The organism is Nitrospira lenta, assembly GCF_900403705.1.
Taxonomy (GTDB): domain Bacteria; phylum Nitrospirota; class Nitrospiria; order Nitrospirales; family Nitrospiraceae; genus Nitrospira_D; species Nitrospira_D lenta.
The window spans coordinates 674,240-690,428 of the sequence record NZ_OUNR01000012.1; the positions used below are offsets into that span (position 1 = coordinate 674,240).

11 protein-coding genes are annotated in these 16,189 nt (G+C 61.3%); 6 read left to right on the forward strand and 5 right to left on the reverse strand.

Annotated elements, in window-relative coordinates:
• Positions 1-29: 29 nt before the first annotated feature.
• Positions 30-1,460, forward strand: a complete 1,431-nt coding sequence (locus tag NITLEN_RS09645; RefSeq protein WP_121989371.1) for a high affinity choline transporter 1 — start codon at positions 30-32, stop codon at positions 1,458-1,460.
• Here the strand turns inward: NITLEN_RS09645 and NITLEN_RS09650 are convergent.
• The 4 genes from NITLEN_RS09650 to NITLEN_RS09665 all read right to left on the reverse strand — a co-directional run bounded on the left by NITLEN_RS09650 (position 1,455) and on the right by NITLEN_RS09665 (position 5,053).
• A complete protein-coding gene (locus tag NITLEN_RS09650; RefSeq protein ID WP_219999426.1) occupies positions 1,455-2,267 on the reverse strand; it encodes a mechanosensitive ion channel family protein in 813 nt (270 codons plus the stop codon). The genes NITLEN_RS09645 and NITLEN_RS09650 overlap by 6 nt on opposite strands.
• A 150-nt stretch (positions 2,268-2,417) precedes the next feature.
• Positions 2,418-4,241, reverse strand: coding sequence for an ABC-F family ATP-binding cassette domain-containing protein (locus tag NITLEN_RS09655; protein WP_121989372.1), 1,824 nt, complete (start codon positions 4,239-4,241; stop codon positions 2,418-2,420).
• Positions 4,242-4,389: 148 nt separating this feature from the next.
• Positions 4,390-4,752 carry a response regulator gene (locus tag NITLEN_RS09660; protein ID WP_121989373.1) on the reverse strand — a complete coding sequence of 121 codons (363 nt, stop codon included), beginning with the start codon at positions 4,750-4,752 and terminating at the stop codon, positions 4,390-4,392.
• Positions 4,753-4,795: 43 nt separating this feature from the next.
• Positions 4,796-5,053 carry a hypothetical protein gene (locus NITLEN_RS09665; protein WP_146216154.1) on the reverse strand — a complete coding sequence of 86 codons (258 nt, stop codon included), beginning with the start codon at positions 5,051-5,053 and terminating at the stop codon, positions 4,796-4,798.
• Positions 5,054-5,319: 266 nt separating this feature from the next.
• On the opposite strand from NITLEN_RS09665, the gene NITLEN_RS09670 reads away from it, so the two are divergent.
• From NITLEN_RS09670 to NITLEN_RS09685, 4 genes are read left to right on the forward strand one after another with little or no spacing between them, the layout of a single operon-like run.
• On the forward strand, positions 5,320-6,846 hold the full coding sequence (locus NITLEN_RS09670) for a TolC family protein (RefSeq protein WP_181416760.1): 1,527 nt from the start codon (positions 5,320-5,322) through the stop codon (positions 6,844-6,846).
• Positions 6,824-7,609, forward strand: a complete 786-nt coding sequence (locus tag NITLEN_RS09675) for an efflux RND transporter periplasmic adaptor subunit (protein WP_121989376.1) — start codon at positions 6,824-6,826, stop codon at positions 7,607-7,609. Before NITLEN_RS09670 ends, NITLEN_RS09675 begins: the two co-directional genes overlap by 23 nt.
• 4 nt (positions 7,610-7,613) lie before the next feature.
• Positions 7,614-8,975 (forward strand): efflux RND transporter periplasmic adaptor subunit, encoded by a 1,362-nt coding sequence (locus NITLEN_RS09680; RefSeq protein ID WP_121989377.1) that lies wholly within the window; start codon positions 7,614-7,616, stop codon positions 8,973-8,975.
• 3 nt (positions 8,976-8,978) lie between these two features.
• On the forward strand, positions 8,979-11,117 hold the full coding sequence (locus tag NITLEN_RS09685) for an HlyD family efflux transporter periplasmic adaptor subunit (protein ID WP_121989378.1): 2,139 nt from the start codon (positions 8,979-8,981) through the stop codon (positions 11,115-11,117).
• 23 nt (positions 11,118-11,140) lie between these two features.
• Here NITLEN_RS09685 and NITLEN_RS09690 read toward each other — a convergent pair whose 3' ends face one another.
• Complete coding sequence (locus tag NITLEN_RS09690; RefSeq protein ID WP_181416761.1) at positions 11,141-11,878, reverse strand: TIGR04255 family protein; 738 nt, start codon at positions 11,876-11,878, stop codon at positions 11,141-11,143.
• A 201-nt stretch (positions 11,879-12,079) separates the two neighbouring features.
• Here NITLEN_RS09690 and NITLEN_RS09695 point away from each other — a divergent pair.
• Positions 12,080-16,189, forward strand: a 4,110-nt coding sequence (locus NITLEN_RS09695) for a DUF4347 domain-containing protein (RefSeq protein WP_121989380.1), incomplete at its 3' end; no start/stop codon positions are given.

Below are 16,189 nucleotides of genomic sequence, written 5' to 3' on the forward strand. Positions count from 1 at the left end.
GCCGCGGGCGATCATTTTATCCTGCGCGCATGTTGGCCGGATTCGTCGCGCTCTATCTGCTCTGTTCCGTCGGGATCGGTCTCTACGCGGCGACGCGCGTGCAGAATACGAAAGACTTTGCGGTGGCCGGACGGAGCTTACCGTTGCCGGTGGTGACCGCCACCGTGTTTGCCACGTGGTTCGGCGCCGAGGCGGTGCTCGGCATTTCCGCGACCTTTGTGAAAGAAGGGCTTCGGGGCGTCGTGGCCGATCCCTTCGGATCCAGCCTCTGTCTCATTCTCGCCGGATTGTTCTTCGCGCCGCGATTCTACCGCATGAATCTTCTGACAGTCGGAGATTTCTACCGCCTGCGCTATAACCGCACGGTCGAAGTCTGGTGCACACTTGCGGTCGTGGCCTCGTATTTCGGCTGGGTGGCGGCGCAGTTCAAGGTGTTGGGCCTCGTATTGAACGTAGTGACGGCCGGGGGGATCAGCCAGTCGCTGGGCATGATCGCCGGCGCGTTGGTCGTCCTCGCCTACACGACCTTCGGCGGCATGTTCTCCGTGGCCATTCTGGATTTTGTGCAAATCACGGTCATCATGGGAGGGTTACTGTATATCGGCTCGATCGTCAGCGGCCTGGCGGGGGGCGTTGAGACCGTGATTGCGCATGCGGCCGGCGCCGGAAAACTGGATTTCTTTCCGCCTGCCAGCCTCAACGCCTGGATTCCGTTTCTTGGCGCGTGGGTGACGATGATGTTCGGGTCGATTCCGCAACAGGATGTCTTTCAGCGGATTACCTCGGCGAAGGACGAGGCTACGGCGGTGCGCGGGTCGCTGCTGGGTGGGCTGTTGTATTTTGGGTTCTGCTTCATCCCGATGTTTCTCGCCTATGCGGCCACTCTGATCGATCCGGCGCGTTTCCTAGCGCTGCTGGACACCGATTCGCAATTGGTCTTGCCGACGCTGATTCTGGAGCATACGCCGCTCGTCGCGCAGATCGTCTTTTTCGGTGCGGTCTTGTCGGCGGTGATGAGCTGCTCCAGCGCGACGCTGCTGGCGCCGTCCGTCGCCCTCAGTGAAAACGTCTTCAAGCCGATGATCGCTCGCGTGAACGATGCGGAGCTGCTGCGGATGATGCGGGTCGTCTTGGTCGGTTTTGCCTCGGTGGTACTGGCGATTGCCCTCTGGTCGGACGCCAGCATCTACACGCTCGTGGTGAATACCTACAAGGTCACGCTCGTGGTCGCCTTCATTCCGTTGCTGGCCGGACTGTACTGGCCGCGCGCGACGACGCAAGGGGCGCTGGCCGCGATCGCCGCCGGATTGATCTCTTGGCTTGCGCTTGAACTCATCGGCCCGGCCGATGCTGTGTGGCCGCCGCAGCTGGTGGGGCTGCTGGCGGCCGCTGCGGGGATGGTTGCGGGGTCGTGGGTGACCGGTCGGGATCCCGTGCGAGCTGGACGCGAGCCGCTATAGCGCGCGGACCGCTTGCCGTGCTTCGGGGATGGGGTACCCCGCTTCCGTGCACACGGCTTGAATGGTCCGGTTGGTCTCGAAATAGACTTGCCAGTAATGGCTGTTGTGGCAGAAGGGGCGGACGACCAGCAATGTGCCGTAGGCGTTGAATTCCAGGATCTCCACGAGTGGCGCGGGAGCATCGACGACGTTGGGAATCCGGGAGACGGCTTGTTTGAGTTTTGCCATGGCGTCCTTCGTATCGACGCCGTGCGCCAGCTGGGCCCGGAGGTCCACGCCGCGGAACGCATTGCTCGAATAGTTCACGATGTTATCGGCGAAAATCTTGTTGTTCCCTACGACGACGCGGAGATTGTCGCCAGTATGAAGCGTGGTGGCAAAGACTCCGATCTCCTTCACTTCCCCGGTCGCTCCGCCTGCACTGATCATGTCCCCGACGCGGAACGGGCGTAGCACGATTAAGAAGACGCCCGCGGCAAAGTTCGCGAGCAGTCCCGACCAGGCCATGCCGATCGCGACGCCGGCTGCGGCGATGATGGCGGCAAACGAGGTGGTCGCCACGCCCAAGGTGCCCAGTACCGCTACCAATAAGAGAATCTTCAGCAAGACGCCGGTAGTAGTATCGAGATAGCCGATCAGCGTGTGATCCATGCCGCGCGCCGCAAGGGTGCGGCCCAGCGCGGCGCGAAGCAGGCGGATTGTCCAGCTTCCGATAATCCAGATGGCCAGCGCTCCGAGCACCGTCCATCCGAAGGGCAGCACATGTGTGGTGACGAACGACTGAATATGCGAGAGGTTCATGTCCATCGGGATCTCCTTGACCGCCAGTGAGCGTACTCGAGCCTGTCTGTTCCGGCAGCTTTCCTTAGCAGTAATTGCGGATTGGCGCAAGCTGGGTATGCGGAGGAATGCCGGATGGGGTCTCGTGGAGAAACCGCCGGGCCGCTGACTTCGGCGCTACCCGTTGGCGCGCTTTTCCTCCAGCGTCGTCCAGCGGGCATAGAGTTGTTCGACGTTGGTCTGGGCCTCTGCCAACGCGGTATACCGGGCTTGCAATGCCGTGGCGTCGGAGGTGACGGCAGGATCTTCCGTTGCGGCTTGGCAGGCGGCGACAGCGGCTTCCGCCTTGACGATCAAGCCTTCGATCTTGTCCCATTCCTTTTGTTCCGAATGGGAGAGCCCTTTACGAGCCTGTTTCGGTTTGGGGCCGTTGTTACTCGCGGCGCGGGTGGGCACAGGGCCGGAAAAGCCGGAGCGTCCTCGTTCCTGAGCCGCTTCCCATTGGGCAAAGTCGGCGAACCACTCGGCGTTGCCTGTTCCATCCAGCGCCAGCATCATCGTAGAGACTCGATCGAGCAGCCAGCGGTCATGCGTCACGAGGATCAGCGCGCCGGGAAACTCCAGAAGATTTTCTTCCAACACGTCGAGGGTCGGGATATCCAAATCGTTTGTTGGTTCATCCAGCATGAGCACATCGGCCGGTTGCAACATGAGCCGCGCGATCAAGAGCCGGGCCTGTTCGCCGCCGGAGAGCCGGGACACGGGCAGATCGAGCTGTTCAGCCCGGAAGAGAAAGCGCTTTGCCCAGGACACCAGATGGATCGAGCGATCCTGATAGATCACGGAATCGCCGCCCGCGGGCGCGAGGGATCGGCGGAGGGATACCTGTTGGTCCAGCGACTCCCGATGCTGCTCGAAGGTGACGATGCGAAGCTTGTCAGCGCGGGTGACGGTGCCGGTATCGGGTTTCAACGTGCCGGCCAGCAGTTTCATCAGCGTGGATTTTCCGCTGCCGTTCGGGCCGAGCAGGCCCAGCCGTTGGCCGGGACCCAGAATGAGCTCGAGATCCTTGACGATCTGCTGGGACCCCAGTGTCTTGCCCAACTGCTGGGCGACGATCAACTGTTTGGATTTGCGCCCGGAGGCCGTGAAGTCGATTCCGGCCGGGGCCAGCTCGCGGCGGCCGTCGCGGTCCGCCAGGTCGCTGATCAGGACGCCGGCGGCGTCGATGCGGGCTTTGGCTTTGGTGGTGCGCGCTTTTGGGCCGCGGCGAAGCCACTCGACTTCGCGGCGGACTTTATTGGCGAGGGTCGCGTGTTCGTTCGCCTGGGCTTCGAGGTTGGCCTCGCGCGCTTCCAGAAAATCGCTGTAGCGGCCAGTGGCTTCGAACCGGCCCTGCGGATAAATCCGATTGAGTTCGATCATCCGCTCCGCTACCGCTTCGAGGAAGCGCCGGTCGTGGCTGATGATGAGGTAGGCGCGGGTTTCGGATTTCAAGAGCTGTTCGAGCCAGAGAATGCCCTCGACGTCTAAATGGTTCGTCGGCTCGTCCATCATCAACACATCCGGCTCCATCAGGAGGGAGCGGGCGATCGCGAGACGCTTTTTCCATCCTCCTGAGAGCGTCCGCACGGGATGCTCGGAGTCGGGGAATTCCCCCAGGCTCAAGGCACGGGCGATGCGGCCGCTTTCTTCGTGCGGATCCAGTCCTTCCTCGCGCAGGGTCTGCGCCAACACGTCTTCCACCGTCAGGTCCGGCGGGAAGGTGGATTCCTGCGGCACGTAACTCAGGCGGACATGGCGGCGCAGAGAGCGGGTGCCGTCGTCAGGGTCTTCAATGCCGGCAAGAATTTTCAACAGCGTGGATTTGCCGGACCCGTTCGGGCCGATGAGTCCGACGCGATCCCCTTCGGCCAGACCGATGGATAGGTCTGAAAAGAGCGGCTTCACGCCATAGCTCTTGCTGATGGACTCACAACTCAGGAGCATAATTGGTGGCATAGATCGTCGATCTGTATCCGGATTGGCCAAGATGTCAGGTGTCGTCGTCGGGAGAGGATTCTACCTGGCAGACACGTTCGTTGCCCCACAGTGTAGCAAGGGACGGGCATGGCTTACTAGGTGTAGCGTGGCGCGGGCGAAGATAAAGTTAGTGCGCCAGGGTATAGTTCACGAGGCGGCGAATTTGATCGGCCCCAAAGGGTTTCTCCAGAATATGTCGAGCTCCAAAGAGCTTGGCCACGCTCAGAAAGTTCTGCTCACCTGAGGCCCCGGTCATGGCGATGACGCGGGCGTCGAGAAATTCCCGGGTGAGTTCCAGAATGACCTCCATCCCATCCTGTTCCGGCATCAGGATATCCGTGATGACCAGGTCGGTTGGCTGCGCCCGATAGAGGGCCAGCCCTTCGCGTCCGTTGGCCGCTTCATGGACCCGGTGGCCATCGGCCTCCAGCATCTCCCGCAGCAGGAGTCGTAGTGCCTCATCATCGTCGATGACTAGAATAGATGCCACGGCCGCTCCTCTATCTTCTTTCTCGATGATGTGCAGTCGGCGTTCAGGCCGCCTGGGCCACGATCGATTCGATCCCCAGGTGAACCTCGTCGTCGTGATAATCGGCCTCATCTCCGACTGCGACGAGTACCGGGACTAGCCGCGGGGCCGGCCTGGCGCGACGATTTTGCTCCATGACGGGGTCATGGACATGGCCGCAATTCATACAGCGCAGGGCACTCACCCACGTATGACCGGACGTGCCGTCGAAATCCATCAAATTGTCCTTCACCATCAGTCCGCAGCAACGTGAACAGCTCATGGTCGGTCTCCTTGGGTTGGGGGTCATTGCACGCATGTCTTATGTAAGAGGATACCGGGATTGCCGGAAAGCGTAAGACCAGGAAGGGTTACCTCGGAAGGGGGGGGCTGGGGCGGCAGGCATTTGGGCGCGACCCGCCAGCATGGCTCAAGGCGACATCCGTATCCACCGATAGAAGTACGGACGAGGTTTGGTCGATAGGCCGTGGGACTGGTGTGCGCAGGTGCTCTTCGATAACCTGAAATTAAGATGGAATGATGGGCAGCGTGTGGTGGAAGCAGGCGGTTCTCGTCATGAGCGCGGTGATGGCCAACGGGTGTCTGGTCCAGCCGTATGTGTTGACGAAGGATGATGTGCGGGCACGTGTGACCAGCGACATGAAAGCGTTGATGGCCATCGAAGAGCCGGTGGCGGGGCCGATCGATCTCTATGGGGCGACCGCCCGGGCGCTCAAGTACAACCTCGATGCCAGAGTGAAAACCATGCAGGCGCAGCTGGCGCATCAGCAATTGAACGTCGCGCACTACACCTTGTTGCCGCAGGTCTCGGCCAATGCCGGGTTCGACGGGCGCAATAACTATAGCGGCGGCGGTGCCCGTTCACTCATCGACGGCCGTCCGGTCCTTGAGCCGTTTACCTCGTCCGACAAAAACGTCACCTCCGGCAATCTGGCGTTGAGCTGGGATGTGCTGGATTTCGGGTTGTCGTTCGTCCGGGCGCAACAGGCGGCGGACAACGTGATGATCGCGGAAGAGGAAAAGCGGCGGATTGCCGTACGGCTGGTGCAGGATGTTCGGAGCGCCTATTGGCGGGCGGTCAGCGCGGAACGCGTGCTCCATCGGGTGGAGTTTCTCAACGAATCGGTGGGAAAAGCGCTGGAGAGTTCCCAGCAGATCGTCGACAAGAAGTTGCAGGCGCCGTTGACGCCGCTGAACTACCGCCGCGACCTGCTCAATATTCAGCGTGAGGTGCAGCGGCTGTATCGTGACCTCAGCACGGCGCGGACGCAGCTGGCATCGATGATGGGGCTGCCGCCGGGGACAATCTATGAACTTGCTGTGCCGGCCAGGACCGGGAACGTTCCGCTCGTGAATCTGGATACGGAAAGCATGGAGAAGCAGGCCTTGATGTTCCGGGCCGAGCTGCGGTCGATCGACTATCAGAAGCGGATCAGTGCCAAGGAAGCCCGTGCGGTATTTTTGGAATTGTTCCCCAGTCTCAAATTGAGCGTCGGCGGCTATTACAGCAGCAACAGCTTCTTTCTCTATCAGAACTGGCTGGGGTACGCCTCTCAGGCCAGTTGGAATCTGCTGTCTGCGTTTCGCACGCCGGCGAAATTGAAAGCCGTGGAGGCTCATCGGGAGGTGTTGGAGTCGCAAAGCCTCGCGCTCACCATGGCGATCCTGACGGAAGTGCATGTTGGGGCCGTGCAATTCGTCCATGCGAAACAGGAATTTCAGAACGCACGGCAATATCACGAGACTCAATCCGCGATTGCCGAGCACACCAGAAGTCTCTGGCTCACCCATAGCACGAACGACCTTACGCTGATAAAGGAGCGGGTGAACGATGTCTTGGCCGAGGTCCGGCTGGACAGCGCGCAATCGGGCGTCGAGACCGCCTATGCGACCTTGATGGCGTCGTTGGGGGAGGACGCGGTTCCGGCAGGTCTCGGCGGACAGAGCGTGGCTGAGTTGGCCGAGGCATTGAAGAAACTCTGGGAGCCGACGGGACCGCGGACGGCCAGCGTCGAAAAGAAATCGGAGATCTATGCAACCTCTGTGGCGCGCTAGCGGCACTGTCATCGCGGCGTTGGTCTTGTCGGTGGCCATCGTGCCGCAGGCCGGCTGGCCCAAAGGCGAGCGGCCTGCCGCGGTGGTGCGATCGGGGAACGGCGTGATGCGCGGCATTGTCAGAGCCGCCACACAAGCTATGCTCTATACCCAAATCCAAGGACGGGTTAGCGCACTCCCGCGCAAGGAAGGTGAGCGAATCGAGAAGGGGGAAACGCTGGTCCAGATCGATTGCAATAAGTACCGGGCCGAGCTGGCCGCGGCGGTTGCCGAGTCTCAGGTCAAAGACAAAACGTTCACCAATAATACGGAGCTTGCAAAGCTGAACGCCGTGAGCACGCTCGAACTGGAAATTTCCGAAGCCGAAACCAAAAAGGCTCAGGCCGCCATCCGTATTGCCGAATTAAGCGTCGGAAACTGCCGCATTGCCGCGCCCTTTTCCGGCCGTATTACCGGCGTCATGGTGAATGAGCATGAGAACGTGTTTCCGAACGACAAGTTGCTCAGCCTGCTGGACGATACGAGCCTGGAAATCGAACTGGTGCTGCCGTCGTCGTCGCTGGCCTGGCTCAAACGAAAGGCCCGCTTCACCTTCGCGATCGATGAGACGCGCAAGGAGTATCCGGCGAAAGTGAAAGAGATCGGTGCCAACATCGATCCGGCAAGCCAGACGGTCAAGGTCATCGGAGCTTTTGAAAAGTTGCCGCCCGAAGTCCTGGCCGGTATGAGCGGCTCCGCGCAATTCCCAACCATGCAGCCGTAGCCCGATGGCCACCACAACTGCACCAACCGCACAACAGATTCCCGCGCTCATCCACCTGGCGGCGCTGGCGCATCTGGAAGGGCAAGTCCGTGCCGCCAAGACGCTCCCGGAGCTGCAATTTCTCGCCGTCAACGAAACCCGCCGCTTGGTGCCTTATCAGCAAGCCTTCCTGCTGACCTGGGGGAATGGCACGGCGGCTTGTCAGGTCGCCACGGCTGCCAGCGTGGCGGTCGTCGAGCGGGAGGCGCCGTTGATCCGGTGGTTGGAACAGGTGGCGCAGGCGCTTCGGCAGGAGCATCCGGGCGGCGAACCGATGGCACTGACCGAAGAGGCCTGTCCGGCATCCTGCCGCGAGGGGTGGCGGGAGTATGTGCAGGGCTATGTCTTCTGGTGTCCGCTGAAACATCCCGATGAAACCGTGCTGGGCGTCTGGTGGTTCGAACGGGAGTTTCCCTGGCAGGAGAACGATGTCGCCATCGTCCATCGCTTGGCCTGCAGCTATGCCTATGCGTGGAAAGCGCTGACGAAGAAATCCGGCGGATGGTTTGCCACGATGAAGAAACCGTCCGCCTGGCTTGTCGGCCTGGCGGTGATCGGGGCGCTGTGCGTGCCGGTGCGGGTCTCGACCATGGCGCCGGTGAAAGTCATGGCCAAGGATCCCGTGATTGTGAGCGCGCCGATGGATGGGGTCATTGCCGACGTGCTGGTGCCGCCGAATACGATGGTGCTTCAGGACCGGATCCTGTTCCGCTATGAAGACACGAATATCCGCAATCAGTTTCAGGTTGCCGACAAACAACTGGCGGTGGCCCGCGCGGAACATGCCCAGGCGGTGCAGGGGGGATTCGCCGACCCCCAGCGCAAAGCCGATGCGCCCTTGAAAGAGGCGGAGGCCTCGCTGAAAGAAACCGAGCGCGATTATGCGCAAGAGATGCTGGAGCAGATCGACGTCCGTGCGCCGCAAACGGGCTTGCTGCTGTACACCAACAAAGCCGATTGGGTCGGGAAGCCGGTTTCAGTCGGCGAACGGGTGATGGAAATCGCTGACCCTCAGCGGCTGGAATTGCGCATCGACCTGCCCGTCAGCGACGCGTTGATGCTGAAAGACGGGGCCGAGGTGGTGGCGTTCTTTGATGCGTTGCCGTTGGAGTCCTTCCCGGCGACTGTGAGCCGGGCGAGCTATCATGCCGAGGTGTTGCCGGGCGATGTGCTGGCCTATCGGGTGCTGGCGGAGTTGCGTGGCGCCGACTCGCGGCTCCGCATCGGCTGGCAGGGCTCGGCTAAAGTCTACGGCGAGCGTGGCCCGCTCGCCTTCCTGCTGTTCCGTCGTCCGTTGACGGCGTTGCGGCAACTGTTGGGAGTCTGACCCATGCCGAGCCTGCCGCCCGCGCCAGCCTCGAAAGAGCGGGCGCTCCCCGTCCTCAGGACGAACGTCGAGTTCCTCCGTGGCGCGCCGACTCCCGAGGGGGTGCCGACCTGGACGATCGTTGATCCGGTCCGCAACAAGTATTTCCAGATCGAATGGCCGGTCTATCAACTGTTGCAGCGGTGGTCGTGCGGCACCATGGAACAGCTGGTGGAGACCATGCGGGAGGAAACGACCGCCCGGATCACGCGGGAGGATGTCGAGGATCTCATCAAGTTTCTCTACGCCAACAATTTGACCGAAGAGTCGGCGAGTGGGCAGACGAAAGACTTCGTCGACCAGGCGAACGCGCGCAAGCAGGCCTGGTGGCAATGGCTGTTGCATCATTATTTATTCATCAAAATTCCGCTCGTCCATCCCCACGGCTTTCTTCAGGCCACGCTGCCGCTGGTGGCGCCGTTCTATACCGCGGCGGCGGCCTGGGTGTTCGGGACAATCGGAGCGGTCGGACTCGTGCTCGTCAGCCGGCAGTGGGACGCGTTTCTCTCGACCTTCCTTCACTTTTTCAACTGGCGCGGCGCAGTGCTGTACGGTGTCGTGCTGTGTCTCGTCAAAGTCGTCCACGAATTGGGGCATGCCTATACCGCGACGCGGTTCGGTTGCCGCGTGCCGACGATCGGCGTGGCGCTCATGGTCATGATGCCGGTGCTCTATTCCGACGTCAGCGACTCCTACCGGCTGCATGCCAAGCGGAAACGGTTGGGGATCGCCGCCGCCGGCGTGATCGCCGAACTTGGATTGGCGGCGATGGCCACGGTGCTGTGGGGATTTCTGCCGGACGGGACGCTGCGCAGCATGGCGTTCATCGTTGCCACCAGCAGTTGGATCATGAGTTTGACGGTGAACCTCAATCCGTTGATGCGGTTCGACGGGTACTATCTGTTGGCCGATGGGCTCGGGCTTCCCAATCTGCAGGATCGTGCCTTTGCGTTCGGCCAGTGGAAGCTCCGCGAGATCCTATTTGCCACCGGCGCCCCGGCGCCTGAAGTCGTCGGCTCTTCCACACGCAGAATCATGGTGACCTACGCCTGGGCGATTTGGGCCTATCGTCTGGTGCTCTTTACAGGCATCGCGGTGATGGTCTACCACGAGTTCTTTAAGGCGTTGGGGATTATCCTCTTTCTAGTCGAAATCGTGTTTTTTATCGGCTTGCCGGTATGGCGGGAGGTGAGGACCTGGTGGGATCGCCGGGCGGCGTTTGCCGGCAATCCTCGCTTTGCCGTGACGGTCACCGCGACACTGGGTCTCGTGGTGTTGGCCTGTATGCCCTGGTCGAGCCGGGTGACGATTCCGGGTGTCTTGCAGGCCCGGTCGTATGCGACGGTCTATCCTCCGGCGCCGGGGAGGATCGTGGCGGTCTCCGTGCGTCCGGGGCAGCGGGTGCGGGCAGGCGATACGTTGCTGGTGATGGAAAGTCCTCAATTGGCGAAAGAGGCGAAATTGGTTCGCACCCAGGCCGGGCAGCTGAGCTTCCGGTTGCAGCGGCAGGCCGGGTATGCCGACGACCGGGCGCAGGCACCGGTCATCGAGGAGACGCTCAAGGCCAAACTGGCGGAGCTGGACGGTGTGACGGAGCGGCAGCAGAATTTGCTCCTGTCTTCCCCGATCGACGGCGTCATCGTGGATCGGGCGGACTCGCTGCATTCGGGGCGCTGGATCGACCAGAAGCTGGCCGTGGCCTATATCGTCGATCCGAAACGGGCGCTCATTGCGGCATTAGTGCCGGTCGAAGACCTCAGCGTACTGGCGATCGGGCAGGATGCCCGCTTCATTCCCGACGATTTGACCAGGCCCGCGCGCCTGGCTCGGGTGGTGGAAATCCGTGACGTGGATGAGCGGGATTTCTCCGTACCCTATCTGGCGTCGATCTACGGCGGGGCTGTCCCGGCGAGAAAAGACGCGCAGGGGCTTGTGCAGGCCGAGCAATCCGTCTATCGGGTCGAACTCGACGTGCTGGATGCGTCAGGCCCGATCGACCAGACGGTGACCGGACAGATTCACGTCGCCGGGAAATCCCAGAGCCTCATCGCGCGCGCCTGGGATCGCGTGGCGGCCGTCATGATTCGGGAGAGTGGATTCTAGTTCGCTGGGAGCCAGCGAGAGAATCAGGCGGCCAGCGGCAGCATCGCTGTATGCAACTGCTCCAGGACGCAGTGCTTGAAGAATCGAGCGGCTTCCTGATTGAAACGGTCCAATCGGGGTGCGAGCTGCTGGGGCTGCAGCGGATCGATGCTGAAATATTCCTGTTCAAGCAGATAGCCGGGTTCGCCGGATGGTCTGCCTTGTGCGGGCTCCGTCACCGTGACAAATCCGTGGACGAGCCGGAACCGATCTGTTCCGTCGGCATCCGGGAGTACCAGCACGAGGTCATGCCGGCTCCCTTGCAGTGTCCCTGTCATGCCTGGCAGGGCCAACGGGCCCAGTGCGGCGGCATTGATCAGCTGATCCCATTCCAGCGGGGCAATCCCATACGCCTGCGGGCGAAAGAGGCTGCGGTATCGGAGCGTGGTGCGGGTGTACACCGCCGGGCCGTAGACCGTGCGAAAGGCCGTTTCCACTCCCGCGCACGCGGCGCGAAACTCCGCCCATTCCGAAAACGCGGTGAGCGTGACTGCCAGCGTGTTCTGGGTCAGCGTGACGTATTCCTGCCGATCGTGACGGGAAAAGACATACCCGCGCCGATCCTGTGTCGGGGCAAAGTGCGGATAGCGAGCACGGACCTTGTCCTGAAACGCCGCCGGAGGGGAAGCGGGAATCGTAAGGAGGTCGGGAAAATGCAGTTGGCACGTGACCTCAACAATCGGCGACTTGGTATAGCGGGTCCATTCCTGCCGTGGTTCCATCTTGACTCCTTCACGTTGGGCTGCACGGGCGGTTGTGCCGTACGGTGCTTCATCGGCGATCCTCCCTGAAATCATAAGGACCTGCGTTCTGTTGAGGGCCGCGGCGGCGGGTATGGGCGCGGGCAAGTACCATAGGGCCGGTTCTTCAGCCGGTGTGACCGAGAACCGATAGAGGAGAACGTAGAGTAAGGAGTACAGGGCATGTTTTGGCGCAAGTGGATGAAAAAGACAGGACCGGTCCGCGCTGATTCTGCATCGCCTTCATCTCCGCCTCACGACAGTCTGAAATCCTCCCTCAGAAGCCTAGAGCCACGCTTGATGTTCGATGCGGCGGCGGCGGCCACGGCGGCTGAGGTCAAGTCTGAGCAAGTGGCCCAAGACCAAGCCGAGGCAGCGGTCTCGTCTGAGCCGTCGGCGGACGGAACGACCGCGGAGTCAACGGACTCTCAAGAGCTTCTGCAAGCCATCGCGGCCTACACTCCCGGTGAATCCAGGACTGAAGTCGCCTTCATCGATCCCACCGTGCCGGACTACGATGTGTTGGTGGCCGGAATGGGGCCGAACGTCGAAGTGGTCATGCTCGACGCGACGCGTGACGGCATGGAGCAGATTGCCGAGTCTCTGGCCGGGCGGACCGGCATCGACGCCATCCATCTCATCAGCCATGGAGCCGAAGGCCGGCTCAATCTGGGGACGGGCGCGCTGACACAGGAATCGATGACCGGGCAGTATGCCGATGAACTGGCGACGATCCAGCAGAGTCTTTCGACCAGCGCCGATATTTTGGTCTACGGCTGTAATTTTGCCGACGGCGCGGCGGGCACCGAAGCCGCGACCTTATTGAGTGCCTTGACCGGGGCCGATGTGGCCGCCAGCACCGACGCCACGGGGAACATCGCGCTGGGCGGAGACTGGGTTCTAGAAATCCAGACGGGACAGATCGAGACGCATATTGCCCTGAGCGACGGGGTGCAGGCGGATTGGGTCGGTCTCCTGAGCCTTACGGCCAGCGGTGGCGAGACGCGTGTCAACACGACGACCACGGATACGCAAACGCACAACTCCGTAGGCAACGCCTACAACCCTGATAGCGTAGCCATGGACGCCAACGGCAATTTTGTGTCGGTCTGGGAAAGCGCGGGTGACATCCACGGCCAGCGGTACATCAGTGACGGTACCGCCCAAGGCAGCGAGTTCGTGATCGCCTCACATGCAGCCACCGAGCGACTCGCCAGCGTCTCCATGAATTCGAGCGGCGCCTTCGTGGTGACCTGGGAGCGAGACCAGGGGACAGGCGACCACGACATTTATGCCCGCCTGTATAACGCTTCCGGCACGGCAGTCGGCAGTGAGTTTCTGGTGAATGAGACCCAGCCCAATGATCAGCAGCATGCGCGCGTGGCCATGGCCGCTGATGGGTCGTTTGCCATAGTGTTCGAGAGTAATTCTAATGCCAGCCGTTCGTCTGCCTATGATGTGCATGCCCAACGCTACGATGCGACCGGCACAAAGATCGGGTCCAATGTTCTCGTCAATACGACTACAGACGGCTACCAGGGTAATGCCGATATCGCCATGGATTCAGCAGGCAACTTTGTCATTGTGTGGGATAGCGAACGATCCGTCGGGAGTGGCACCTTTAGTGTCTATGGTCAACAGTACGGTTCGTCCGGTGTGGCGCAAGGAGGAGAATTCCTCGTCAATACGACAGCCAGTGGCACCGATCACTATGCGTCGGTGGCAAAAAACAATAGCGGGGATTTCGTCGTCACGTGGGTTCGGCACAGTGGCGGGGATACCGACGTTCAAGCCCAGCGATTCAACAGTGTCGGTGTGGCACAAGGCAGCGCCATTTCGGTCACGAGCACGACGTTGTACGATCAGGAGATTTCAAGTGTCGCGATGGACCAAAGCGGCAACTTCGCCGTTTCTTGGTCGAGCGACCTTCAGGATGGGAGCGGTTGGGGCGTCTACACAAGACAATACGATTTGACAGGAGCAGCCCTGACGACCGAGACCCAAGTTGCAGCGACCTCGACGAACATCCAAGACTACTCCGGTATCGCCTATCAGAACGGGAAGGTCGTCGTGATCTGGTCGGGCAACGGGACGGGCGATACCACAGGCATTTTTATGCAGCGCTACGATGCTGTTGGTGGAAACGTAGCCCCGACGATCACGAGCTTGAGTGGCGATAGCCTCAACTATCACGAAGGCGATGGGGCCGTGGTGGTCGAGCAAGGTGGCAACGTGTTGGTGGCGGATGTCGACAGCACCAACCTGGATACGGGGACTCTCACGATATCCATTCCAGCCGGGAGCGATAGTGCCGAGGATGTGTTGAGTATTCGGAATCAAGGCACCAGTGCAGGCCAGATCGGTGTGAGCGGCAGCACCATCACCTACGGCGGCACGGCCATCGGGACCTTCACCGGAGGTGGCAGCGGCAGCGCTCTCGTCATCACATTCAACAGCAATGCCACCCCCACGACGGTGACGGCGTTGGTCAAGAACATCACCTATGAGAATATCGACACGAACGCGCCGACGACGGGAGCGCGCACCGTGCGGTTTGTGCTGACTGACGGGGATGGCGGGACCAGTGCGAATTACGACATGACGGTGACGGTCAGTGCGGTCAATGATGCGCCGACTTCCAGTGGTGGGTTGGTGAGTGGCATCGAAGACACGCCGGCGGTTCTCACCTGGGGCCAGTTCAACGTGTCAGATGTCGACTCACCGATCAACGCGAACAGCGCCGTGTGTATTCAGTCGTTGCCAGCGCTGGGCAGTTTGCAAGTGCTGGTGGATGGAGAATGGAAGGCGGCTGCGCTGAATCAAATCGTCACCAAAGCCACCATCGATGCCGGGAATCTGCGCTATGTTCCGGTTGCGGACGAGAGTGGATATTCGGGCTACGCTACCCCCGGCATCGGGAATCAGCACAATGATTATGCGCAGTTTACCTTCGCGCCGATTCAGGGCACACCGATTACGATCGTCAACCCCAACGCGGAAGCCAATATCATTCCTGAAGGCACGTGGCAGCAAAATGCAAGCGGTTGGACGACCGGCACCGTTTCGCCATATACCGCAGGGGCGCAGAACACAACCGGTAGTCAGTTTAGCGGAGACCATGACAACACGTTCTTTGTTGAGCAGGGTGGCACGTGGCTAGGGCAGATCATGTACACCGCGTTCAACTCGACCAAGGACTATGTGCTCAGCCTCGATGTGGGCTGGCAGCTTGATCGGCCAGCGAGCCAGTATCGAGTCGAACTGTGGGCCGGTGGCACTCGGCTGGGCGTTCTGGATGAGACGCAGGTGACCGAGGTTCAGGGTTCATTGGTACAAGCCACCTTGCATATCAACGGCGCTGGATTTGCGGCACAGAATGGTCAGTGGCTGGGGTTATGGATGGTCGGTGTCGACGGGCAGACCAATTTCGACAACCTTCAACTGGTGTCCTACGACCGGAGTACGGATATCGGGGCAGCGGCCACCATGACGGTGGATATCACACCCGTCAATGATGCGCCGGTGCTAGCGGATACCGCCTTGAACGTGACGGTGGCGGAAGACGCAGGGGCACCAAGCGGGGCGGTGGGCTCGCTGGTGAGTGCCTTCACCGGGGGTATCACGGACGTGGATAGCGGGGCGTCGAAGGGGCTCGCGATTACGGGGAGCAACGAGACGAACGGGACCTGGTACTACACAATGAACGGCGGGACGACGTGGACGGCGGTGGGCACGGTGAGCAACACCTCGGCCTTGTTGCTGGCGGACAATGGGAGCACGCGCCTGTATTTTTCGCCGGGCGCCGACTACAACGGGACGAGCAGCGCGGCGCTGACGATGCGGGCCTGGGACCAGACGAGCGGGACGGCAGGGACAAAGGTGAGTACGGCGAGCAATGGAGGGACCACGACCTTCTCCAGCGCGACGGATACCATCGACGTGACGGTGACGGCGGTGAACGATGCGCCGACGGACCTCAGTCTCTCGGCGAACACCGTGGCGGAGAACGCGACGAACGGGACGGTGGTGGGGACGGTGAGTGGGACGGATCCCGACAACGGCGATACGAAGACCTATAGCTTCACCGACAGCGCCGGGGGCCGCTTTGCCATCAATACGAGCACGGGCGTCATCACCGTGGCCGATGGCAACCTGCTCAACTACGAGAGTGCCACCAGCCATAGCGTGACGGTGCGGGTGACGGACAGCGGCGGCCTCACCTACGACGAGACCTTCGCGATCAACCTGACCGATGTGAACGAGACCCCGACGGACCTGGCGCTGTCAAGCAAC